This is a genomic window from Streptomyces sp. NBC_01235, from assembly GCF_035989285.1.
GTDB lineage: Bacteria > Actinomycetota > Actinomycetes > Streptomycetales > Streptomycetaceae > Streptomyces.
In genome coordinates, this window is the sequence record NZ_CP108513.1 from 8,332,904 (window position 1) to 8,355,677 (window position 22,774).

A 22,774-nucleotide genomic window follows, 5' to 3' on the forward strand; every position below is an offset into this window, starting at 1 on the left:
CGGTGAATGAATGGGGGTGACGGGAGCCGGCTCGTGGGGTTTGTGTGGTGCTGCCGGTCGCTCAGTGGATGATGCCGGTCCGCAGGGCCACCGCGACCATCCCGGCGCGGTCGCCCGTGCCGAGCTTGCGGGCGATGCGGGCGAGGTGGCTCTTGACGGTCAGCGCCGACAGGCCCATCGAGACGCCGATCGCCTTGTTCGACTGGCCCTCCGCGACCAGTCGCAGCACCTCGACCTCACGGCCGGAGAGCTCGCGGTAGCCGCCCGGGTGACTCGGGGCACCCGGGGGGCGGCGGTGCAGGCGGGCGGCGGAGCCGATGGGGGCAACACCGGGTCGGGCGGGGAGCCCGAGGTTGGTGCGGGTGCCGGTGACGACGTAGCCCTTGACCCCGCCCGCGAGGGCGTTGCGCACGGCGCCGATGTCGTCGGCGGCGGAGAGGGCGAGCCCGTTGGGCCAGCCCGCGGCGCGGGTCTCCGACAAAAGGGTGAGGCCGGAGCCGTCGGGCAGATGGACGTCGGCGACGCAGATGTCACGGGGGTTGCCGATGCGGGGACGAGCCTCCGCGATGGACGAGGCCTCGATGACATCGCGCACACCGAGCGCCCAGAGGTGACGGGTGACGGTGGAGCGGACGCGCGGGTCGGCCACGACCACCATGGCGGTGGGCTTGTTCGGGCGGTAGGCGACCAGGCTTGCGGGCTGCTCGAGGAGAACGGACACCAGGCCTCCTGGGTGGGGGACGGGAGCCGGCTCGTGGGGCTTGTGGGGATGAAGCCGGGGACGAACCGTGCTTTCAAGGTCACAGTCGTCTTCGGCAGCGAACCCGGGGTCCTTTAGAGAATGATCACGATCTAGTGAGTAACAATCTGTGCAATTCGGACACGCGATCGATCATCCGAAGATCGAGTCGGTTTAAGTGGGTGTCTTACGGGACCGAAAATGGTCGTATCGACAAAGAGATGGTCAACGTGACTGCGGCCCCCTGCGCTGTGGCAGTGTCACCACCGACGCGTCCCCGGGGCCGGCCGGCGGCAGCCCCGCCACCTGCGCCAGCAGATCGCACCAGGACGCCAGATGCGCCCCTGTGTCCGGTACTCCGCCCAGGCCCTCGCGCGGCGTCCACGAGGCCCGGATCTCGATCTGTGAGGCCGCCGGGCGCTCCGCCAGCCCGCCGAAGTAGTGCGAACTCGCGCGCGTGACGGTCCCGCTCGGCTCGCCGTACGTCAGCCCGCGCGCCTGGAGCGCGCCGGTCAGCCACGACCAGCAGACGTCCGGCAGCAGCGGGTCGGCGGCCATCTCCGGCTCCAGTTCCGCCCGGACCAGGGTCACCAGCCGGAACGTTCCGCGCCAGGCGTCGTGCCCGGCCGGGTCGTGCAGCAGCACCAGCCGTCCGTCGGCCAGGTCCTGCTCGCCGTCCACGACCGTCGCCTCCAGCGCGTACGCGAACGGGGCGAGCCGCTTCGGGGCCGGTGTCGGCTCGACCTCGATCTGCGGCCGCAGCCGCGTCGCCCTCAGTGCGTCGACGGCGGCCCGGAAGGGCAACGGAGCCGATGTACTCCCATCCCGGTCCCCCTCGTTCGCGTCATCCATCCCGCCAGCGCCGTCCGACAGTCGTCCCTGAGCCGCAGCCATGCGGGGAAGATTAAAGGGAACGGGGGCCTCGCGCAGGGCAAGACACCCGTGCGGGGCTCGCGGACGGGTGCGCGCTGGGCGAACAGGCGCACGGGCCGCGCACACCGGAGGCACACGGCACAGGCATCGGCCGGAGGCACCGCCGAGACATGGCCGAGGCGCGGCGGAGGCACGGCGTCGGCATGGTGGCGGTGCAGCTGAGGCGCGGCGGAGGCATGGCGGAGGCACGGCGTCGGCGTGGTGGCGGTGCGGCTGAGGCGCGACCGAGGCATGGCTGAGGCGCGGCGTCGGCATGGTGGCGGTGCGGCTGAGGCGCGGCGCAGGCATGGTGGCGGTGCGGCTGAGGCGCGGCGCAGGCATGGCGGAGGCGCGGCGTCGGCGTGGTGGCGGTGCGGCTGAGGCGCGACCGAGGCATGGGGGCGGTGTGGCTGAGGCGCGGCAGGGGGCGGCCTCGGCGTCTCCGGGGCCGTGCGAGACTTGCCGTCGTGAGCGCGAACGAGAGCCCTGAGGGCCGGCAGCCGACAGCGACGTACGACAGTGCCTTCCTGAAGGCGTGCAGGCGTGAGCCCGTACCGCACACGCCGGTGTGGTTCATGCGGCAGGCCGGGCGCTCGCTTCCGGAGTACCGCAAGGTCCGCGAGGGCGTCGGGATGCTCGAGTCCTGCATGCGGCCCGAGCTGGTCACCGAGATCACCCTTCAGCCGGTGCGTCGGCACGACGTGGACGCGGCGATCTACTTCAGCGACATCGTCGTCCCGCTCAAGGCCATCGGCGTCGACCTCGACATCAAGCCCGGCGTCGGCCCGGTCGTCGAGAAGCCGATCCGCACCCGCGCCGACCTCGCCCAGCTGCGCGACCTCGCTCCCGAGGACGTCTCCTACGTCACCGAGGCCATCGGCCTGCTCACGGCCGAGCTCGGCGGCACCCCCCTCATCGGTTTCGCGGGCGCTCCCTTCACCCTCGCGAGCTACCTCGTCGAGGGCGGCCCGTCGCGCACGTACGAGAACGCCAAGGCGATGATGTACGGCGACCCCGAGCTCTGGGCCGACCTGCTGGACCGCCTCGCGGAGATCACGGCCGCCTTCCTGAAGGTGCAGATCGAGGCGGGCGCGAGCGCCGTCCAGCTCTTCGACTCCTGGGCCGGCGCGCTGGCCCCCGCGGACTACCGCCGCTCGGTGCTGCCCGCCTCCGCGAAGGTCTTCCGCGCGGTCGAGGGCTACGGCGTCCCGCGCATCCACTTCGGCGTGGGCACCGGCGAGCTGCTGAAGCTCATGGGCGAGGCCGGTGCGGACGTGGTCGGCGTCGACTGGCGCGTCCCGCTCGACGAGGCCGTCCGCCGGGTCGGCCCCGGCAAGGCGCTCCAGGGCAACCTCGACCCGACCGTCCTCTTCGCCGGCACCGAGGCCGTCGAGGCCAAGACCCGCGAGGTCCTCGACGCCGCCGCCGGCCTGGAGGGCCACGTCTTCAACCTCGGCCACGGCGTCATGCCGTCCACCGACCCGGATGCCCTGACCCGCCTGGTCGAGTACGTCCACACGCAGACGGCTCGATAGCCGCCCGGCCGGCCGCATGGGTCGAGAGCCGGAAACCTCGGAAGAAAGCGTTCACCACGTGTGCCGGGGCCGGGCCCGCCTGCCGAACAGCAGGCCGCGCGGCTCCGGCGGCGGGGGTGTCCCCGGCTTGAGCGGCCAGGCCAGCAGCATGCCCGCGAGGAAACCTACGACATGCGCCGCGTACGCCACGGCGCCCGCGTCGGAGACTCCCTCGCCCGATGAGTACACCGCCTGCAGAACGAACCAGAAGCCCAGCACCAGCCAGGCCGGCAGGCGCAGTGGCAGAAACACCAGGAACGGGACGAGCACCCACACCCTGGCCTTCGGATACAGCACCAGATAGGCGCCGAGCACTCCCGCGATCGCCCCCGACGCGCCGATCAGCGGGTCGGTCGAGTCGGCGTTGATGACAGCGAAACCGTACGACGCCGCGTAGCCGCAGGCGACGTAGAAGAGCGCGAAGCGGACGTGCCCCATGCGGTCCTCGATGTTGTTTCCGAAGATCAGCAGAAACAGCATGTTGCCCAGCAGGTGCAGCCAGCCGCCGTGCAGGAACATCGCGGTGAGGACGCTCAGCGCCGGCGACTTGTCGTAATCCGGCGGGCCCAGCTGACAGGCCGCGCCGCGTGTCTCGCCGGTGGGGACGAGCTGCGGCAGCTGATGGTGGATCAACTCGCTCGGTACGGCAGCGTAGTGCTCCAGGAAGGCATGCAGATGGCACGTCTGCGCCAGGCTGCTGTCGCCCGCCACGGAGCCGGACAGGCCGGGCATGAACCAGAAGACGAAGACGTTCGCTGCGATCAGCGCGTATGTCACCACGGGGGTGCGGCGCACAGGGTTCACGTCATGGACGGGGATGACCACAAGGAAGTACTGCCCCCGATCCGTTCGACGAATCGGTGAACGCGCCTTCGTGCGGGCGCGTATGAACCGGCAACCGCTCGCGGCACGAAGGAAGGCGGGTCGCGGGGACTACGTGAGGAACAGGCGATGAACGACCGAGTTACTCCTCCGATGCACGCCACGCCCGACGGCGAGGCGGAGATCTCGCTGGTGATCAAGCTGCCCTGGGAGGACGTGGCGCGGCTCGGCCAGGAGGCCGGGCGGCTCGCTTCGCAGATGCAGCGGCCGGTGACGTTGGACGAGGCTGTCAGCAACCGGTTGCGGACGCGGCCGGCGGCTGCGGCGCATGCGAAGCCGGCGGAGCAGCCGGCGGCCCCGGCCGCGGTTTCTGCTTTGCCGAGGCTCAGCGGGACCGCTTAGGAGCGTTGCGGGGTGCGGGTCGACTGTGGCTGGTCGCGCCCACGCGGCGGAGCCGCACATCGGCTCGGCCCCGCGCCCCCAGGTCGGCAGACGTCGGCAGCCCCCCGTCGGCCTAGCGATGTCGTACCTTCGCCACCGCTTTTCTCGCCGCTACCAGTACGGGATCCCACACCGGTGAGAACGGTGGCGCGTACCCCAGGTCCAGGGTTGTCATCTGTTCCACCGTCATCCCGGCCGTCAGGGCCACCGCCGCGATGTCGACGCGCTTTCCCGCGCCCTCCCTCCCGACGATCTGCACGCCCAGCAGACGGCCCGTCCGTCGCTCGGCGAGCATCTTGACCGTCATGGGGGAGGCGCCCGGGTAGTAGCCGGCGCGGCTGGTGGACTCGATGGTGACCGTTTCGAACTGGAGGCCGACCCGGCGCGCGTCCTTCTCCCGCAGGCCCGTGCGGGCGATCTCCAGGTCGCAGACCTTGCTGACGGCCGTGCCGACCACGCCGGGAAACGTGGCATAACCGCCTCCGACGTTGGTTCCGATGACCTGGCCGTGCTTGTTGGCATGGGTGCCGAGCGCGATGTGGCGTTCCTGGCCGGAGACCAGGTCGAAGACCTCGACGCAGTCACCCCCGGCCCAGATCGTCCCGTCGGCGCGGGGCCCGCGCACCCGCATCGCGAGGTCCGTGAGCAGCCCCCCGTGCGTGCCCAGGGGCAGACCCGCGGCCTTCGCCAGCGCGGTCTCCGGGCGGACCCCGATGCCCAGCACCACCACGTCCGCCGGGTACTCGGCGTCCTTGGTCACCACAGCCCGCACATGGCCGTCCTCGGCCGTGCGCACTTCGGTGACCTCGGCGTCGTTCACCATGGTGATGCCCATGCCCTCCATGGCCCTGTGCACCAGCCGACCCATGTCCGGGTCGAGGGTCGACATCGGCTCGCTGCCCCGGTTGACGACCGTCACCTCGTAGCCGCGGTTGATGAGCGCCTCGGCCATCTCCACGCCGATGTAGCCGGCCCCGACGACCACGGCCCGCTTCCCGCGCGCGCGTGCCAGCGTGTCCAGCAGCGCCTGCCCGTCGTCCAGCGTCTGCACCCCGTGCACGCCCGGGGCGTCCACCCCCGGCATGTCCGGCCGGATCGGGCGCGCCCCGGTCGCGATGACGAGCTTGTCGTACGACGTCCAGGACGGCGCCCCGGAATCCACGTCACGCGCGCGTACCCGCCGTCCGGCCACGTCGATCTCGGTGACCTCGGTGCGCAGCCGCAGGTCGATCCCGCGCGCGCGGTGCTCCTCGGGCGTGCGGGCGATCAGGTCGTCCCGCCCGGTGACGTCACCGCCCACCCAGTAGGGGATCCCGCACGCCGAGAAGGACGTGAAGTGGCCGCGTTCGAAGGCGACGATCTCCAGTTCTCCGGGCCCCTTCCGACGGCGGGCCTGGGACGCCGCGGACATGCCCGCGGCGTCGCCGCCGATCACGACCAGTCGCTCGATGCTCATGCGAACACGCTACGGGGGACTCGCTGTTCAGTCCTGCTCAGGCTCGCCCGCAGCCGGCTCGCCCGTTCCCGCCCCGCTGGTCCCGACCGCGCTCACCCGTGCCGCCCGCGGCCGCACCAGCCGCAGCCACGCCAGCACGAGCAGGACGGCCACCGCGAGGAACGGCAGGACCGCGCCGAACGCCACGGCGATCCAGCGCAGCATCGTCACGAAGGCGTCCCAGCCGCCCGCCAGCGCGTCCACGAACCCCGGGTCGTCGTCCTCGGCGGCCAGGGCGACCGGCTTCTGAGAGAGGGTCAGGGTGACGGTCGCCAGGCTCGTGCGGTCCTTCAGGGACGCCTGCTGGGCGAGCAGCGCCTCCAGGTCGGCCTCCCGGCTGCTCAACTCGCCCTCCAGGGTGACCACGTCGCTCAGCTGGGTGGCCCGGTCCATCAGCTCGCGGACCCGGGCGACGCTGGCGCGCTGCGAGGCGATGCGGCTGTCGACGTCGACGACCTGGTCGGTGACGTCCTGGGCCTTGGCCGTGCGCTCCAGGAGCTTGCCCGCCCCCTGGAGGGCGGCGAGGACGTCGTCGTACTTCTCGACGGGCACCCGCAGCACGACCTTGGTCCGCTCGGCGCCGTCCTCGTCCCGGACGGTCGTCTCGTCACCGACGTAGCCGCCCGCGTTCTCGGTGGTCGCGCGGGCTTCGTCGAGGGCCTTCGGCACGTCCTTGACCTGCACGGTCAGGGTGGCGGTGCGGATGATGCGGTTGGCGGTGAGCTTCGGTGCGGTGGTGGCCTTCGAGCCGCTCGCGCCCGCGCCCTCCTTGGCGTCCTGGGCGGCACCCGCGTCCCCGGAGCCGGCCTCTTTGGCGGCGGCCCCGTCGGCCGTGCTGCCCGCGCCCGCGTCGTCGGCGCCACCGCATCCGGTGAGCGCGAGGGCCGTGGCCAGCAGGAGCCCGGCCAGGGCGTGGGCGGGTCGGGCGGAACGTCGTACAGAGCTTCGTGCCGGGCGTCGTACGGATCGTCGTGTGCGCATGTGGGTGTGCCCCCCCGGAAAGTGGTGACGACTGACGCTCCTTCGACGCCCGGGCGGCCCGGGACGTTGGCGGGGATCGGTTCCGAAGAGGTCACGGTCGGGACTCGTCAGGGCCACATGGCCCTGGCGGGAGTGTCGGTGGGGTCTGAGAGAGTGGGGAGCATGAGCGCAACGGGTACAAGGACGGGGCAGCACGTCGTCGTCATCGGAGCCGGAATCGCCGGGCTGGCCGCCGCCCACCGGCTCCTGGAACGCGGCGCGCGGGTGACGGTGCTGGAGGCGTCCGACCGGGTGGGCGGCAAGCTGCTGCCCGGCGAGATCGCCGGCGTGCGCGTGGACTTCGGCGCCGAGTCGATGCTGGCCCGTCGGCCCGAGGCGGTCGCCCTCGCGCGCGAGGTGGGCCTCGCCGGCCGCCTCCAGCCGCCGGCCACCGCCACCGCCTCGATCTGGACCCGTGGCGCCCTGCGCCCCATGCCCAAGGGCCACGTCATGGGCGTCCCCGGCACCGCGGCCGCCCTCTCCGGCGTGTTGTCCGAGGAGGGCCTCGCCCGTATCGAGCGCGACGCCGACCTGCCCCGCACGGAGATCGGGGAGGACGTGGCGGTCGGCGAGTACGTGGCCGCCCGCCTGGGCCGCGAGGTCGTCGACCGCCTGATCGAGCCGCTGCTGGGCGGGGTGTACGCCGGTGACGCCTACCGGATCTCGATGCGCTCGGCCGTCCCGCAGCTCTTCCAGGCGGCGCGGACGCACACGTCGTTGACGCAGGCCGTCCGCGAGATCCAGGCCAAGGCGGCGGCCAACCAGCAGACCGGGCCCGTGTTCATGGGCATCGAGGGCGGCGTCGGCATGCTGCCGCTCGCGGTGGCCGAGTCCGTCGCGGCGCGCGGCGCGGAGATCCACACGCGCGTGCCCGTGACCGGACTGCGCCGCGAGTCCGCGGGCGGCTGGGAGGTCACCGCGGGGGAGCGGGTGCTGCACGCCGACGCCGTGGTCGTCGCCGTCCCCGCACCGGCGGCCGCCGGACTGCTGGCCGCCGAGTCCCCGGAGGCCGCCGCCGAACTGCGCACGGTGGAGTACGCCTCCATGGCGCTGGTCACCCTCGCCTACCGGCGCACCGGGACCGCCCTGCCCGACGGCAGCGGTTTCCTCGTCCCCCCCGTCGACGGCCGCACCATCAAGGCGTCCACCTTCGCCTCCCAGAAGTGGGGCTGGATCGCCGACGAGGACCCGGACACGGTCGTGCTGCGCACCTCCGTGGGGCGGCACGGCGAGACGGAGATCCTCCAGAGGGACGACGCCGATCTCGTCGACGTCTCCCGGCGCGACCTGCGCGAGGCCACCGCCCTGGAGGCCATTCCCCTCGAGACCCGCGTCACCCGCTGGACGGACGCCCTGCCCCAGTACCCGGTCGGCCACCACGCGCGCGTGGCCCGCATCCGCGAGCACGTGGCCAAGCTTCCGGGCCTCGCGGTGTGCGGCGCGCAGTACGACGGCGTCGGCATCCCGGCCTGTATCGCGAGCGCGTACGCCGCGGTGGACCAGATCGGCGGCGACCTGAGCGCCGTCCGGGAACTCACGGCCAACCCGGTGCAGAGTCTGCACGGCGGAGCAGGAGAATAAGAACCATGAGTGACGACGCCCCCACCACCGAGGCCGGCAGGATCCCGAACAAGGGCAAGCTGGCCAAGGACCTCAACGAGGTCATCCGCTACACGCTGTGGTCCGTCTTCAAGCTGAAGGACGTGCTCCCCGAGGACCGCGCGGGCTACGCCGACGAAGTCCAGGAGCTGTTCGACCAGCTCGCCGCGAAGGACGTGACGATCCGCGGCACGTACGACGTCTCCGGCCTGCGCGCCGACGCCGACCTCATGATCTGGTGGCATGCCGAGACCGCCGACCAGCTCCAGGAGGCGTACAACCTCTTCCGCCGCACCAGGCTCGGCCGCGCCCTGGAGCCGGTCTGGTCGAACATGGCGCTGCACCGCCCCGCCGAGTTCAACCGCTCGCACATCCCGGCGTTCCTCGCCGACGAGACGCCCCGCGACTACGTGAGCGTCTACCCCTTCGTGCGCTCCTACGACTGGTACCTGCTGCCCGACGAGGACCGCCGCCGCATGCTCGCCGACCACGGCAAGATGGCCCGCGGCTACCCGGACGTCCGCGCCAACACGGTCGCCTCGTTCTCGCTCGGCGACTACGAGTGGATCCTGGCCTTCGAGGCCGACGAGCTGTACCGCATCGTCGACCTCATGCGCCACCTGCGTGCCTCCGAAGCCCGTATGCACGTCCGCGAGGAGGTCCCGTTCTACACGGGCCGCCGCAAGTCCGTGGCCGAACTGGTCGCAGGGCTGGCATAGCGCCACCGAGGGGCGCGGGGCTGTATCGAAGTGCGGCTGCGCGGCGTGGGCGCGACCGGCGCCCACCGCCCGCAGTTCCTCAGCGCCCCTGTCGCGGGGCGCTGGGCTTCGGCGCCGGATGCGGTGCGCACGCCGCGCGCCGCACCGGGAGCCGGCCCTCCAGCAGGTACGCGTCGAGGTGGCCGTTGACGCAGGCGTTCGGGCCGCCCGCGATGCCGTGGGTGCCGGAGTCCCGCTCGGTGACCAGCACCGAGCCCGTCAGCCGCCGGTGCATCTCCAAGGCGCCGGCGTACGGCGCGGCGGCGTCCCGCTCGGCGGCCAGGATCAGCGTCGGCGCCAGCTCGCCCGGCGCGGTCCGCACGTCGAGCGGCTGCTGCCGGGCCGTCGGCCAGTACGCGCACGGCAGGTTCGCCCACACGTTGTCCCACGTCTCGAACGGCGCGACGCGCGCGAGTCGCGTGTTGTCGCGGTCCCACACCTTCCAGTCCGTCGGCCAGGACGCGTCGTTGCACTCCACGGCCGTGTACACGGCCGTGGCGTTCTCCGCCTCGGCGGCGGCCTCCCGCACCGGTCCGGCCTGCGCGATCAGCTGCCTCGGATCGCCCTTCAGGTACTCGGACAGCGCCTGCGCCCGGGCCGGCCAGTAGTCGTCGTAGTACCCGGCCTGCAGGAACGCGCCCTGGAGCTGGCCCGGCCCCACCTTCCCGCCCGCCGGCTCCGCGGCCAGCCGGGCCCGGGCCCGCTCGTAGCTGGTCAGCACCGCCTCCGCCGTGCCGCCGAGGCCGTACACGTCGTCGTGCTCGGCGATCCACTCACGGAAGTCCGTCCAGCGGCTCTCGAACGCCGCCGACTGGTCGAGGTTGTTGCGATACCAGATCTGCGCCGGGTCCGGGTTCACGGCCGCGTCGAACACCATGCGCCGCACGTGCGAGGGGAACAGGGTCGCGTAGAGCGCGCCGAAATAGGTGCCGTACGACGCCCCCATGAAAGTCAGCCGCTCCTCGCCCAGCGCGGCACGCAGCACGTCCAGGTCACGGGCGTTGTTGAGCGAGTTGTAGTGCCGCAGGGCGCTGCCCGCCCGCTTCGCGCAGCCCTGCGCGTACGCCTTCGCCTGCGCGACGCGCTCGCGTTTGTACGACTCCGAGGGGTGGACCGGGGCGGGGGAGGCGTCCTTGAAGAAACGTTTGGGATCCTGGCAGGACAGGGGCGCCGAGCGGCCGACCCCGCGCGGGTCGTAGCCGACGAGGTCGTAGGCCGCCCCGATCCGCTTCCACTCCGGCAGCAGCCCGATCAGTGGGAAGTACAGTCCGGAACCGCCGGGACCGCCCGGGTTGAAGACCAGCGCGCCCTGCCTGGGCACCCGGTGCTTGCTGTTGTGCGGATCCCGGTGGGTGGCCGGCACCCGGCTGACGGTCAGGTTGACCTGCTTGCCGTTCGGGCGGGCGTAGTCCAGCGGGACGGCGACCGTGCCGCACTGCATGCTGCCGGGCAGGTCCTGCGCGTCGGAGCAGTTCCCGAAGTCGACGCCCCTGGCCGCGGCCCGCGCGGCGGCGAGCGCGACACCGGGAGCGAGGGAGCGGCCGGGGACGGCGACGGGCAGGCCGGGGGCGCCCGGGACGCCGCCCGCCGGGACGCCGGAGAGTGCGGTCAGCAGCAGTGCTCCTGCGGCCGAACGGAGGGCGGCGGCTCTCATCGGGTGTCCCTTCGGTGCACGGTGGCGACAAAAGGGATGTTTGGTTCGGTCGTGGGGGAAGGCAAGCACCACCGGCGGGTGTCGGCGCCAATGCCCCTTGTGCGCCCCCCGCTGGTCGAGCGCGCCCTGCCTCAGTCGCGCCCGTACGGCTCGCGATGAGCGAAGGCCGCCCGCAGGCCGGGCTCACCGACCGCACGGATCTCGCGTACGGCGACGAAGGCCAGGTACGTACGGTCGTCCCCCGCGTACCCGGCGCGCCCAGCAGCCGCTGCCCGGCCGGGGGAAGCCCAGCGTGCGTACGGGTGCACCTCGCCCCGCGCCATGGCCGGTGCACGCCGCGCCCGCGACAGCCCATGCCGGCAGCAGGAGAAGCACTCAGACCATGCCGCGTTTCTCTGCCATATGCCCCGGGAACACCATGCCCGGTTCACCGTCCGGACCGAGCGTCGTGGGTATGTGACGTCCCGCTTGCCTTCGTCCGGAACCCGGGAACCGGACCCCAGGAAACAGACCCGAGGAACCGGGCAGGAAACGGATTTCAGGAACCGGGCGGCGGGCTGGCCGCGGCCGGCGGGAGGGTGTACGTGGCATACGGCGACGGCGCCACCGGCACGGCCGACCCCGGATCGGTCGTCGGGCCGGCCGGGCCCGGGGAGTTGGCGAGCGGGGGTGTGCTGTCGGCGGCCATGTCCCGGGCGAGGGCGTCGAAGTCGACGTACCCGGTGGCCTCCAGGATCTTGATGTGGTCCAGCACGGTGGTGTTGGCGTCGTCGGCGAGCTCGCGCACCAGCGAGTTGCGCGTACTGGCCCGCACCTGGGCGACGACGGAGAACACCCTGCCGTGCGCGAGGCGCAGGATGTTGGCGAACTTCCAGTCGTACTGAGTGCCCTGCGCCGCGTCGAGCTCGCGCAGCCAGCCCTTCTGCTGGTCGTTGGGCTCGTTCGGCAGCGCGAGGCCCAGTTGGGAGGCGACGGCGCGCACCCGCTCGTCCAGGAAGGCGTGCCCCTCGACGAGGTGCCGGCCCGCCGTCCGTACGGCCTCGGTCGTGCCCTTCGTCTGCGCCTGCTGACCGGCGGGCAGTTCCCACAGCCCGGCCAGCCGGACCTTGGTGACGAACTCCCGGTCCAGCGCGGACAGCGGCCCGTACTGCGTCGACACGCTCTGCGCGTTCAGAACGTCCACTCCCGTGCCCGACCGGTCGGCGTACGACCAGATAGGGAAGACCAGCGCCGCGAGGGTCGCCGCCAGGCCCGTGATGATGAGCCCGGTACCACTGAAGATGCCTCTGCCCTTGATCGGGGGTCGCGGGCGCATGGTGCCTCCTGCACGCGGAACTGCACACGGATGCGCTTCGGTTGCGGGACTGACATATTACTGCGCCGTCACCTCCAACTGTCGTACGGGGGCGAAGAGTTGTATCGCGGGCATATCGGGTCGAACAGGAAACTGAAAGAGGGTGGCAAAACGGAGGAAAAGGGCTGTAAACGGTTGTCGTGCGTGTCGAGTGCGCCGAATACGTCGAGCGCGGTGGTGGGTGTTAACCCCGGCACATCGGTCACCGTCGGATCAACGACCGCCCCGCCCGCCCCACCTGGCTCAGCCGTGACGTCGGTCGCGGAGCCGGGCCCGAGCGGTCCAGCCACCAGCGGCGCAGTTCGCGGCGGGTCCGGCCCTCCGTCAGCCGTCCGCCCAGGAGCAGCTCCTCGGCGAAGTCGAGGGCGTCCTGCCGGTAGCCGCCGCGCATCGGATGCCCCTGGGTGTACGCGACGAAAGCGGCTCGGTACCCGTTTCCGAGGATGAGCGGCAGCTCCGGAGCCACCTTCGCCACCACGTCCGCGCGCTTCGCCGCCAGCGCCCGGGCCTGGACACCGAGCCGCACCCGGTCGAAGCCCTCGGGCACCGGAGTCCCGGCCACCAGCGCGGACAGCAGGGCCGTCTGGGCGAGGCCGAGGCGCTGGCGGGTGGCCTCGCTGGGGGCGACCGGTTCCGTCGCCCGGGCGGGCGGGACGGGTTCGCCCTCCGTCGTGGCACGCCCTCCCACGCTCGACCAGGCTCGCGCGAGGGCGGTACCCCCTTCCCCACCGAGCTCGACAGCCTCCCGGATGGCGTCCAACTCCCGCCCCAGCTCGGCCGGTTCGGGGAAGTTCTCGTCCCGCTCCAGCAGCACTCCCGGCGGCGACACCCGCGACGCGAGGTCGGTCAGGATGCCGAGGACCGGCCGGGGGACGGGGTGGGCATGGCTGTCGTGCCAGACGCCGTCCCGCTCGAAGCCGCCCGCCACATGGACGTAGGCGATGGCCTCCAGGGGTAGTTCGGCGAGCGCTTTGGCGGGGTCCTCGCCACGGTTGACGTGGTTGGTGTGCAGGTTGGCGACGTCGATGAGCAGCCGTACGCCCGTGCGATCGGCCAGCTCGTACAGGAACTGCCCCTCGGTCATCTCCTCGCCAGGCCACGCGACGAGCGCGGCGATGTTCTCGACGGCGAGCGGCACGGGCAGCGCGTCCTGCGCGATGCGCACGTTCTCGCACAGCACGTCGAGGGCGTCGCGGGTGCGCGGCACGGGCAGCAGATGCCCGGCCTCCAGCCACGGGGACGCCGTCAGGGGGCCGCCCGCGCGGACGAACGCGATGTGCTCGGTGATCAGCGGTGACCCCAGTGCCTCGGCCCGCTCGGCGAGGGCCGCGAGCCGCCCCTCGTCGGGCCGCTCCGCGTCGCCGAGCCCGAGCGAGACGCCGTGCGGGATCACGGTGACCCCGCGTTCGCGCAGCCGCAGCAGGGAGTCCGGCAGGTGGCCGGGACACAGGTTCTCGGCGACGGCCTCGACCCAGTCGATGCCCGGCATCCGCTCCACGGCGTCCGCGATCTCCGGCCGCCAGCCGATCCCCGTCCCCAGTCGCATCATGGCCCCCGCCTCCTTCGTGCCCCTCCGTGGTGACGGTGGTATGACCCCGCCACCGTCCGCCGAACCGCCCGCCGTCCTCCTTCAGAGCAACATTTGAGGTTCGGTCGCGCGGGGAGGGAGGGGAGAGGGAGGGCGAGAGAGATCGACGCGGGATCGGCTGATCGGGGGAGATCGGCGGAAGATCAGCGGGGGAGGCCGGCGGGCGCGCAGGGCCGGATCGTCTGCCACAGGGCGGGCCGTGATCGTGGCCCAGGGCAGCGGGCTGGTGATCAGTATTCCAGTTCGGGGCGCAGGGGACCGCCGACCGCGTGGAGGTGCCGCAGGACCTGGGCGTAGGAGTTGAAGAGCCCGGTCTCGTGGTAGGCGATGCCGTGCCGGGCGCAGAACGAGCGGACGAGTTCCTGGGCCTGGCGCAGGCTGGGCCGCGGCATGGAGGGGAACAGGTGGTGTTCGATCTGGTAGTTCAACCCGCCGAGCGCGAAGTCGGTGAACCGATGGCCACGGATATTGCGTGACGTCAGTACCTGCCGACGCAGAAAGTCGATCTTGGCGTCCTTGGCGAAGACGGTCATGCCCTTGTGGTTGGGGGCGAACGAGCACCCCATGTACAGCCCGAACAGCCCCTGGTGCACAGCGAGGAAGCACACGGCCTGGACGGGGGACAGGACCAGGAACAGGGCGGCGAGATAGCCGCCGAGATGCGTCGCCAGCAGTCCCGCCTCGGCCAGCTTGGTCCGCCGCGAGGTCGCGGTACCGGTGCGGTCGAGAAGCGCCCGTACGCCGGCGACGTGCAGGGCGAGTCCTTCCAGGAGCAGCATCGGGAAGAACAGCCATGCCTGGTGACGGGCCAGCCAGGCATACGCTCCGCGGCGGACGCGGGCGTGGTCCTGGGTGAAGGCGATCGCGCCGTCGGCGATGTCGGGATCGCGGTCGACGTGGTTGGGGTGGGAGTGGTGCCGGTTGTGCTTGGAGATCCACCAGCCGTAGCTGAGGCCGATCAGCAGGTCGGCGTGCACACGGCCGAGCAGGTTGTTGACGCGCTTGGAGGCGGCGATCTGATGGTGTCCGGCGTCGTGCCCGATGAACCCGGTCTGGGTGAACATCACCGCGAGGAAGGCGGCGGTCAGCAGCTGCCACCACGACTGCCCGATCAGGGCGAACGCGGTCCATCCGGCGGCCAGCAGGAGCAGGTTCCCGCCGACCTTGACGGAGTAGTAGCCCGGCCGCCGCTTCAGCAGCCCGCTCTGCTTCATCTCGCGGGACAGCGCGGCGTACTCGCTGCCCCGCTGGAGGGGCGGGGGTTCGGTCAGCTCGGCGTGGTCCGCGGGATCGGTGTCCCGGCAGCTGATGTCAGTGGTCACAGTGTTCCTTTCGGCGTGCACGGGCGGGGCGCTGCCTGCGGCGCGTGGGCGGGGCGCCGGAATCGGCACCCCGGTCGTGAGGCAGTGCGAAGCAGGCCCCGCGGCGCGGGATCCTGTCTCGGAACGGGGTGTCCTCAGAGCGCGCGGACCTGGTCGGCCTGCATGCCCTTCGGGCCCCGGCCGGCGCTGAACTCCACCCGCTGGTTCTCCTCCAGGGAGCGGAAACCACCCGTGTCGATCGCCGAGTGGTGGACGAATACGTCGGCGCCGCCCTCATCGGGGGCGGTGAAGCCGAAACCCTTGTCCGGGTTGAACCACTTCACGGTTCCTTGAGTGATGTGGCGTCTCCTTCGAGATGGCGAATAGGTCGGAGAACGCGCGCTCGCGCGATCCCGGGCTGCTGTCGCCAGCCCTCGAAGAAAACCCCCGCATACGGCGAAGCACCCGCCGTCAGAACTCCGCGGGCGCTTCCACGTCGCAAACTTCAACTACAACCACTCGCCACAACGTCCGGGATGCCGGGAAGGTTCCCGGTCGGGTGGAAGGGGCCCGGGCGACCGGGCGGGGAAGGGCCACGCGACGCCCTGGCGGGTCGGCTCCAGGTACGGAGAGGAGTACGGTGGCGGTACCGAGCGCACCTCGCATGCCGTCATCCGTTTCGGCGTCGCCCTCGGGGAACGGCAAGGCCGGAGCGCACCAGGTCCGGCCGGAAAAGAGCCGCACCATGCCCCTGGCTTGACTTGTCGCGCTGCCTTCCGTATCCCGTTCCGCACCCTGCGGTAGCGGATTTCCTTTGCTTCCGGGGTGTCCGAGAGGCATTCCGACCGCCTGATGCACGCCCTGAACCGATCAAGAGGATGCAGGACGTATGTATTCACAGGACTCGATCTCCGGCCACCGCCGCGGCCGCCCCGAACCGACCCCCGAGATGCGCTCCGGACTGGCGTGCCTCATCTGCGGCACCGACTACCGGAGCGCACCGACCCCGGAGGCGGTAGTGGTTTCCCACCGTGACGACAGGCAACTGCTCGCCTGCCACGGGACGTGCGCACGCATGGCGAGCGGGTCGGTCGACGGTCTGGACGAGACGCCCCTCCCGCTGGCCGAGCGCGTACGCAGGCACCAGGCCGACCACTCCTGATCCGGCGGGCCGACCACTCCTGATCCGGCGGGCCGACCACTCCCGACCCGGCGGGCCGACCACTCCCGACCCGGCGGGCCGATCACGCCTGCCCCGGAGACCCCGCGGCCACCAACAGCACGACAAGAAGGAAATGATGAGGAAGCGCATGAGTCTGATGAGCCTCGGAGTAGTCGCCTCCTCCCGCAAGGAGAACGAGTTCCGGCTGCCGTTGCACCCCGGTCACCTCGGCCGGATCGCCCCCGACATACGCGAGAGGATCTTCCTCGAACAGGGGTACGGCGAACGGTTCGGCTTCGCCGACGACGCACTGCGCCCCCTCGTGGCAGGCCTGCGCTCCCGCGAGCAGCTCCTCGCCGAATGCGATGTGTTGCTGCTGCCCAAACCCATGCACGAAGACGCCGCGGCGCTGCGCGAGGGCCAGGTGCTGTGGGGATGGCCGCACTGTGTGCAGGACGAGACGATGACGCAGATCGGCATCGACCGACGGCTGACCCTGATCGCCTGGGAGGCCATGAACCACTGGACCTCCACGGGCGCCTTCAGCGTCCACGTGTTCCACAAGAACAACGAGCTCGCCGGTTACTGCTCGGTACTGCACGCCCTGCAACTCGGCGGACTGACCGGCAGCTACGGGCGTCGCCTGCGGGCAGCGGTCATCAGCTTCGGCGCCACGGCGCGCGGAGCGGTCACGGGGCTGGGCGCCATGGGCGTTTCCGACGTGACGGTGCTCACCCAGCGCGCCGCCGCGGCGGTGGCCTCACCGATGCCCTCGGTCGTGATGGGCCACTTCGAGGAGCAGGATGACGATCCGTCGCGCCTGCGGGCGTTCACCGCGGCCGGCTCCATGCCGCTGGCGGAGTACCTCGCCGGGTTCGACATCATCGTCAACTGCGTCCTCCAGGACACCGACGCGCCGCTCATGTTCGTCACCGACGAGGAACTCGCCCTCTTCCGGCCGGGAACCTTCTTCATCGACGTCGCCTGCGACGAGGGCATGGGCTTCGCATGGGCCCGCCCGACCACCTTCGGCGAACCCATGCACGCGGTAGGGCCGGGCTGCCACTACTACGCGGTGGATCACAGCCCGTCCCACCTGTGGAACTCCGCCACCTGGGAGATCAGCGAGGCGCTTCTTCCCTACCTGCGCAAGATCATGAGCGGCCCCGCTGCCTGGGACTCCGACGTCACGGTCGCCAAGGCCATCGAGATCCGCGACGGCGTCGTCCAGAACCCGAAGATCCTCTCCTTCCAGCACCGGTCGGCCGCCTACCCCCACGCTCCCGAGGCCCCGGTCGCCGCTCCCGCAGCCGCGATGAGCTCCTCCGCCCAGCCCGCCTGACGATCCTCCGCCGACCGGGGCCGGTCACTTCCCTGCGGGAGAGTCACCGGCCGGGCGCCTCTCAGCCCCGCGAAGAGTTTCCCCGGGCCCGTCAGCGCCAGGTGATCGGCAGATGCGCGTGGTCCGGCAAGGCGCTCACGTGCTTGTATCCCTCGACCGCGACCGTCAGCCCGGGCGCGATCTCGGTGAACCCGGCGTCCCGTACCAGCGGTAGTCCGCTCACCTTCAGTTCGCGCCACCGCTCCGGCTCCGCGGTCCGCACGGCGAGCGGAAACCCCGCTTCGCGCCAGGCGGCCCGCTCCTCGTCCGACAGCTCCCACCAGGCGAGCTGCGCGCCGTGGCCGGCCTGCGCCATCGCCTTGCCCGCGGACATCTCCACCTCCGGATTCAGCCACAGCACGACCGTCCCCGGTTCGACGCCCACGGGCGGTTCGGGGTCGTCGAAATCGGTTCCGGAAACCTGGAGCTTCGCCAGTTCCTTCGGCCATCCGTCCAACGGCACCGGCGGAAACACCCGTACCTCGGCGGACTTCCCCGTGAGGGTGATCCCCGGCAACTCCCCGGCCCGCCGCCACTCGGCCCCCCGAGCCCGCCGCACGACCTTGCGGATCCGGGCGTCCTGCCAGTCCCGCATGACCTGCGCCCACTCCCCGTCCCCGACGGACCGCTCATCACTGAGCATCACGAGCACGGCACGAGCAGCGGTCTCGAGAGCGTCGGTACGGGCGGGCGGCGCGGCTTTCTCCACCCGCACGACGAGGGGCAACACGAACTGGGGAGCCTGGTCACGGGGGTTCGGCTCGGTCTGAAAGGGACTCTCACTCACGAACGCAGGCTACTGGACCCCGCCGAGGGGCAGGGGCTGTGCCGATCTGCGGCATCGCCGCGGGAGGCGACAGGCCACAACGACGCCCACAACGAAGCCACGACGAACCCGCGGACGCCGTACGAGAAGATGCCCCCATGGAACGCGATCTGCGCCTGGAGAACGTAGGCCGCCGCTACGGCTTACGCGGCCCGTGGGTTTTCCGTGCCGTCGACCTGAAGCTCGCGTCGGGGACACTTACCCGCATCGAGGGCGGCAACGGCACAGGAAAATCCACTCTCCTGCGCCTCCTCGCCCGTATCGACGCCCCCACCGAGGGCAGGCTCACCGGCCACCCCCGCACCGCATACGTCCCCGAACGCTTCCCGGCCGCTCTCCCCTTCACGGCCGTCGGTTACCTCACCCACCTCGGCACGGTGCACGGCCTGTCCCGTGCGTCGGCCGAGCGCGCCGCGGGCGACTGGCTGGACCGCTTCGGTGCCGCCGCACACGCCCGCACCCCCATGACCCACCTCTCGAAGGGCAGCAGTCAGAAGGTCGCCGTGGCGCAAGCCCTCCTCGCCGAACCGGAACTGCTGATCCTGGACGAGGCCTGGACCGGCCTGGACACGGACGCGCGGGCCGAACTGGAGCGGGCGGTCGCCGAGCGGACGGAGGCCGGCGCGGCGGTCGTCTTCGTCGACCACGACCCCGGCCGCCTCTCCGGGGCCACGGACGCCGCGTATACGGTCCGCGACGGCACCCTTCACCGCCGTACCGACGAAGGACCGGCCGCCGTTTTCGACGGCCCGCACATGACCGTCGAGGTGCACGGCCCGGCGGCCCCGCTCCCCCCGGAGGCGCTGCGCCTGGCCACCTCCACCGAGGAGACGACCGACCGCACGCACCGGCTCACCGTCCCCGCCTCCCACTCCGACGTCCTGATCCGCGCCCTGCTGACCGCCCGCCCGCCGTGGCACGTGGTGAGCGTCCTCCCCCACTCCCGACTCCGCTCGAGCGGGGGGACCCCCATCGACGAGAGCCGCAGATGACCGCCCTCCTGCGTTACCAGACCGCCCTCCTCGTGCGCTCGCAGCGCTGGCTCCCCCCGTTCCTCCTGTACGCCGTCTTCCTGGGCGTCGGTGTGCAGGGCGGTCAGCCACTGCTGGACTCGCTCGGCTACACGGCCGCGTTCCTGCTGCCCGTGGCGGCGTGGCTGGTGCGGATCTGCGTGGCCAACGAGCCCCCGGCCGCCCGGAGCGTCGTCGCGGCGGCGGTCGGGCCCGCGCGGGCGCACCTGGCCTGTGTGCTGGTCGCGCTGACCGCGGCCGTCGTGCTGGGGGTGGCGGCGACAGCGATCGTCGCACTCATCAGCGACCCGGTCGGCAGCGACCACCACCGGAGCGTCCCCGTCCTCGAAGCCGCCGGTGCCGGACTGCTCGCCGTCCTGACCTGCGCCCTGCTCGGCGCGGCCGTCGGCGCGCTCACCGCCTGGCCCGTGCTGCGCTCGCCCGGCCGGGCGGTCCCCGCGCTGCTGCTGGCGGCCCTGCTGGCGCTGGTGGTAACCGGTTCCCCGGCGCAGGCGGCCGTCAGTGACCTGGTCGGCGGCTCGCACTCGGCGACCGTTCACCCGCCGGTCCTGCCCCTGGCCGCCGCGGCCCTGCTGAGCGCCGCCGCGACGGCCGCGGCCTGCGCGCTGACTTCCCGCCGATCACCCTGACCGGGCGATCACCCCGAGCAAACGGTTACCGCAAGCATCGAGGCACATGGCAATCGCGGGAAGACGGCAACCGCGGGTAAGCGGTTACCCCGAGCGCGCGGTGCGCTGCGCCTCCAGCCACTCGCACACCGGGCACCACGTGATCCCCTTGTACGACTGGGGGGTACTCCGTGGGCTTCCGGCACAGCACGCCCCCCACTCTCGGCTGCGCTCGAGCGGGGGCACCCCCATCGCGCGCGGCGGCCGGTCGGCCTTCGGCGGACCTGTCGCGTCGATCAGGTGGTACTCCCGATCGCTGTCCTCGCTCGTACCTCCAGCGGACGAAAGCGCACGCGGCCTGCGAGACGCGGACTGACGACGGCCTGCCGGACGGGGAGCTGACGACGGCGTGGGCGAAGCAGGCCGGCGACGGTGTTCGCGAGGCGGGCCGGCGACCGTGTACGCCGCAGGGTGCCGACCGGGTACGGGGGGCGGGCCGGCGACCGTGTACGGGCCGCAGGGTGCCGACCGGGTACGAGGGGCAGGCCGACGAACCGTGGACGAGTCTCACCGCCGCCCGCTCGCCGCCCCGATCAGCTCGGAAACCTTCACGAAACGGTATCCCTGTCGGCGCAGCTCCGGCACGATCGTGCGCACCGCCCGCTCGGTCGTCGGGGCGGCGCTGCGCGTGCAGTGCATGACGACGACTGAGCCCGGCTTCACGCCCTCCAGCACCTGCCGGGCCACCGCGTCCGCATCCGTCGCGAAGGCGTCTCCGCTCACCACGTCCCACTGCACCGCGGTCACACCCGTGCCGCTCACCGCGTGCAGTGCCCGCCGGTCGTAGCAACCGCCGGGGAAACGGAAGTAAGGCATCGCGTCCGGTACCCCGGCCTTGCGGAACGCCGCGTACGCCCGTTCCACGTCCGCCCGCATCCGGTCCTCGGGGACGGTCGGCAGGCCGTAGCAGTCGTCGGTGAAGGCGTAGTGGCTGTAGGAGTGGTTGGCGATCTCGAACTGCGGGTCGCGGCCGATCGAGCGGGCCTGGGCCGGGTACTCCTCGGCCCAGCGGCCGGTCATGAACACGGTGGCCGGCACCTTCAGCGTCCGCAGCGCCGCGATCAGCCCCGGGTTGTCGAAGTGCTCGCCGGACGCCGCCCGGGCCCCCTGGTCGGCGGTCATGTCGGCGTCGAAGGTGAGGGCCACGGTCTTGCCGGCGGTGCGGGGTGCGTTGCGGAAGACGGGGGTGAGTCCGGCCGGGCCGGGGGCCAGCGTCGGGGGCCGGGAGGGAGCGGCCGAGGCGGGAGCGGGAGCGGTGGGGGTCGGAGCGGTGTGCGTGGGGGCCGCGGACGTGTGGGCCGGGGCAGTCGGGCGGACGGCAAGCGGTTCCTGGGGGGTGCCGCAGGCGGCGAGGCCGGCGAGGGCGGTGCCGAGGGCGCAGAAGGTGGCGAGGCGACGTACCGGAGGGATCATCGTATGAATGTACGAGGAGTGCGCCTGGAGCTGTGCGGATATATGACCGCGCCTCCGGCGGCGTCACCCGCCCGGGCTCTCGCGTGCCCGGGCAGGACAGAACGTCGGGTAGGCCCAAGCGCCCTACTCGTCGACGGCCTTCGGGGGAGGAGGAGGCGGCGGAGGGGCGGCGGGCGGCGGCTGCTGGGGATGCTGCGGGATCGGTTGCTGGGCCTTTTCCAGGAAGCGCAGCAGTTCCACCGGGAACGGCAGGACGAGCGTGGAGTTCTTCTCGGCGGCCACCGCCACCACCGTCTGAAGCAACCGCAGCTGGAGCGCGGCGGGCTGCTCGGACATCTGCTTCGCCGCCTCGGCGAGCTTCTTCGACGCCTGGAGCTCGGCGTCCGCGTTGATGATCCGCGCCCGCCGCTCACGGTCGGCCTCGGCCTGGCGGGCCATCGAGCGCTTCATGGTGTCGGGCAGGGACACGTCCTTGATCTCCACGCGGTCGATCTGCACGCCCCAGCCGATGGCGGGACTGTCGATCATCAGCTCCAGACCCTCGTTGAGCTTCTCCCGGTTCGACAGCAGGTCGTCCAGCTCGCTCTTGCCGATGATCGAGCGCAGTGAGGTCTGTGCCATCTGCGAGACGGCGAAACGGTAGTCCTCGACGTTGATGACCGCGGCCGCCGCGTCCACCACCCGGAAGTACACGACCGCGTCCACCCGCACGGTCACGTTGTCGCGGGTGATGCCCTCCTGGGCGGGAATGGGCATCGTCACGATCTGCATGTTGACCTTGCGCAGCCGGTCCACGGCCGGGACGACCATCGTGAACCCCGGCTGGCGGACGTCGCCGCGCAGCCGGCCGAGCCGCAGGACCACCCCGCGCTCGTACTGTTTGACGACCCGCGCGGCCGCCCCGAGATACACGAGGGCCCCGGCGCCTACCGCCGCGGCCACGCCCAGCAGCTCCTGGAGCATGACGACCTCCTCAGCAAGAGGTCCATGAAAGGCGTTCTGTCTGTTCCTGCAACGATATGCCCGCCGTCCGGCC

Annotated in this window: 21 protein-coding genes and 1 pseudogene; 8 read left to right on the forward strand and 14 right to left on the reverse strand. The window is 71.9% G+C overall.

The genetic code is table 11. The features are described 5' to 3' along the window. Positions 1–61 precede the first annotated feature (61 nt). Together OG289_RS37515 and OG289_RS37520 are read right to left on the reverse strand one after the other, a co-directional pair. A complete protein-coding gene (locus OG289_RS37515) occupies positions 62–721 on the reverse strand; it encodes a helix-turn-helix transcriptional regulator (RefSeq protein WP_327318461.1) in 660 nt (219 codons plus the stop codon). A 243-nt stretch (positions 722–964) separates the two neighbouring features. Further along, positions 965–1,633 (reverse strand): DUF3000 domain-containing protein, encoded by a 669-nt coding sequence (locus OG289_RS37520; protein WP_327318462.1) that lies wholly within the window; start codon positions 1,631–1,633, stop codon positions 965–967. Between the two features lie 485 nt (positions 1,634–2,118). On the opposite strand from OG289_RS37520, the gene hemE reads away from it, so the two are divergent. After that, the gene (hemE, locus tag OG289_RS37525; RefSeq protein ID WP_327318463.1) at positions 2,119–3,186 is read left to right on the forward strand and encodes a uroporphyrinogen decarboxylase; all 1,068 of its coding nucleotides are present in this window, start codon (positions 2,119–2,121) and stop codon (positions 3,184–3,186) included. A 51-nt stretch (positions 3,187–3,237) separates the two neighbouring features. Here hemE and OG289_RS37530 read toward each other — a convergent pair whose 3' ends face one another. Beyond that, positions 3,238–4,050 carry a rhomboid family intramembrane serine protease gene (locus tag OG289_RS37530; protein WP_327318464.1) on the reverse strand — a complete coding sequence of 271 codons (813 nt, stop codon included), beginning with the start codon at positions 4,048–4,050 and terminating at the stop codon, positions 3,238–3,240. Positions 4,051–4,176: 126 nt separating this feature from the next. Here OG289_RS37530 and OG289_RS37535 point away from each other — a divergent pair, with 126 nt between their 5' ends. Further along, positions 4,177–4,449: a hypothetical protein gene (locus tag OG289_RS37535; RefSeq protein ID WP_327318465.1), complete on the forward strand. Its 273-nt coding sequence runs from the start codon at positions 4,177–4,179 to the stop codon at positions 4,447–4,449. A 112-nt stretch (positions 4,450–4,561) separates the two neighbouring features. Here the strand turns inward: OG289_RS37535 and OG289_RS37540 are convergent, their stop codons facing one another. Together OG289_RS37540 and OG289_RS37545 are read right to left on the reverse strand one after the other, a co-directional pair. Further along, complete coding sequence (locus tag OG289_RS37540) at positions 4,562–5,944, reverse strand: FAD-dependent oxidoreductase (RefSeq protein ID WP_327318466.1); 1,383 nt, start codon at positions 5,942–5,944, stop codon at positions 4,562–4,564. Positions 5,945–5,971: 27 nt separating this feature from the next. Continuing rightward, complete coding sequence (locus OG289_RS37545) at positions 5,972–6,964, reverse strand: DUF4349 domain-containing protein (RefSeq protein ID WP_327318467.1); 993 nt, start codon at positions 6,962–6,964, stop codon at positions 5,972–5,974. Between the two features lie 162 nt (positions 6,965–7,126). On the opposite strand from OG289_RS37545, the gene hemG reads away from it, so the two are divergent. Together hemG and hemQ are read left to right on the forward strand one after the other, a co-directional pair. Beyond that, complete coding sequence (hemG, locus tag OG289_RS37550) at positions 7,127–8,584, forward strand: protoporphyrinogen oxidase (RefSeq protein WP_327318468.1); 1,458 nt, start codon at positions 7,127–7,129, stop codon at positions 8,582–8,584. A 5-nt stretch (positions 8,585–8,589) separates the two neighbouring features. Further along, positions 8,590–9,321 carry a hydrogen peroxide-dependent heme synthase gene (gene hemQ, locus OG289_RS37555; RefSeq protein WP_327318469.1) on the forward strand — a complete coding sequence of 244 codons (732 nt, stop codon included), beginning with the start codon at positions 8,590–8,592 and terminating at the stop codon, positions 9,319–9,321. Between the two features lie 79 nt (positions 9,322–9,400). On the opposite strand, the gene OG289_RS37560 is transcribed toward hemQ, so the two are convergent. From OG289_RS37560 to OG289_RS37585, 6 genes and pseudogenes are all read right to left on the reverse strand, one after another. Further along, positions 9,401–11,014: an alpha/beta hydrolase gene (locus tag OG289_RS37560; protein ID WP_327318470.1), complete on the reverse strand. Its 1,614-nt coding sequence runs from the start codon at positions 11,012–11,014 to the stop codon at positions 9,401–9,403. 131 nt (positions 11,015–11,145) lie between these two features. After that, positions 11,146–11,340, reverse strand: a pseudogene (locus tag OG289_RS37565) (TIGR04222 domain-containing membrane protein); the annotation flags it as partial. Between the two features lie 212 nt (positions 11,341–11,552). Further along, positions 11,553–12,329, reverse strand: coding sequence for a DUF4142 domain-containing protein (locus tag OG289_RS37570; RefSeq protein ID WP_327318471.1), 777 nt, complete (start codon positions 12,327–12,329; stop codon positions 11,553–11,555). A 241-nt stretch (positions 12,330–12,570) separates the two neighbouring features. Then, a complete protein-coding gene (locus OG289_RS37575) occupies positions 12,571–13,917 on the reverse strand; it encodes a DUF692 domain-containing protein (protein WP_327318472.1) in 1,347 nt (448 codons plus the stop codon). 269 nt (positions 13,918–14,186) lie between these two features. Continuing rightward, positions 14,187–15,278 (reverse strand): fatty acid desaturase family protein, encoded by a 1,092-nt coding sequence (locus tag OG289_RS37580; RefSeq protein WP_327318473.1) that lies wholly within the window; start codon positions 15,276–15,278, stop codon positions 14,187–14,189. 134 nt (positions 15,279–15,412) lie between these two features. Beyond that, entirely contained in the window at positions 15,413–15,616 is a 204-nt protein-coding gene (locus OG289_RS37585) for a cold-shock protein (protein WP_327320927.1), read from the reverse strand. Between the two features lie 530 nt (positions 15,617–16,146). On the opposite strand from OG289_RS37585, the gene OG289_RS37590 reads away from it, so the two are divergent. Both OG289_RS37590 and OG289_RS37595 read left to right on the forward strand, forming a co-directional pair. Next, entirely contained in the window at positions 16,147–16,419 is a 273-nt protein-coding gene (locus OG289_RS37590) for a hypothetical protein (protein ID WP_327318474.1), read from the forward strand. A 148-nt stretch (positions 16,420–16,567) separates the two neighbouring features. Continuing rightward, on the forward strand, positions 16,568–17,761 hold the full coding sequence (locus tag OG289_RS37595; protein WP_327318475.1) for a N(5)-(carboxyethyl)ornithine synthase: 1,194 nt from the start codon (positions 16,568–16,570) through the stop codon (positions 17,759–17,761). Between the two features lie 91 nt (positions 17,762–17,852). Here OG289_RS37595 and OG289_RS37600 read toward each other — a convergent pair whose 3' ends face one another. Next, the gene (locus tag OG289_RS37600; protein WP_327318476.1) at positions 17,853–18,587 is read right to left on the reverse strand and encodes a peptidyl-tRNA hydrolase; all 735 of its coding nucleotides are present in this window, start codon (positions 18,585–18,587) and stop codon (positions 17,853–17,855) included. A gap of 137 nt (positions 18,588–18,724) precedes the next feature. Here OG289_RS37600 and OG289_RS37605 point away from each other — a divergent pair, with 137 nt between their 5' ends. Continuing rightward, on the forward strand, positions 18,725–19,618 hold the full coding sequence (locus tag OG289_RS37605; protein WP_327318477.1) for an ABC transporter ATP-binding protein: 894 nt from the start codon (positions 18,725–18,727) through the stop codon (positions 19,616–19,618). After that, entirely contained in the window at positions 19,615–20,286 is a 672-nt protein-coding gene (locus OG289_RS37610) for an ABC transporter (protein ID WP_327318478.1), read from the forward strand. The genes OG289_RS37605 and OG289_RS37610 overlap by 4 nt, the downstream gene beginning before the upstream one ends. Positions 20,287–20,832: 546 nt before the next feature. On the opposite strand, the gene OG289_RS37620 is transcribed toward OG289_RS37610, so the two are convergent. Both OG289_RS37620 and OG289_RS37625 read right to left on the reverse strand, forming a co-directional pair. Continuing rightward, positions 20,833–21,738, reverse strand: a complete 906-nt coding sequence (locus tag OG289_RS37620) for a polysaccharide deacetylase family protein (protein ID WP_327318479.1) — start codon at positions 21,736–21,738, stop codon at positions 20,833–20,835. Between the two features lie 123 nt (positions 21,739–21,861). Next, entirely contained in the window at positions 21,862–22,701 is an 840-nt protein-coding gene (locus OG289_RS37625) for a slipin family protein (protein WP_327318480.1), read from the reverse strand. Positions 22,702–22,774 lie beyond the last annotated feature (73 nt).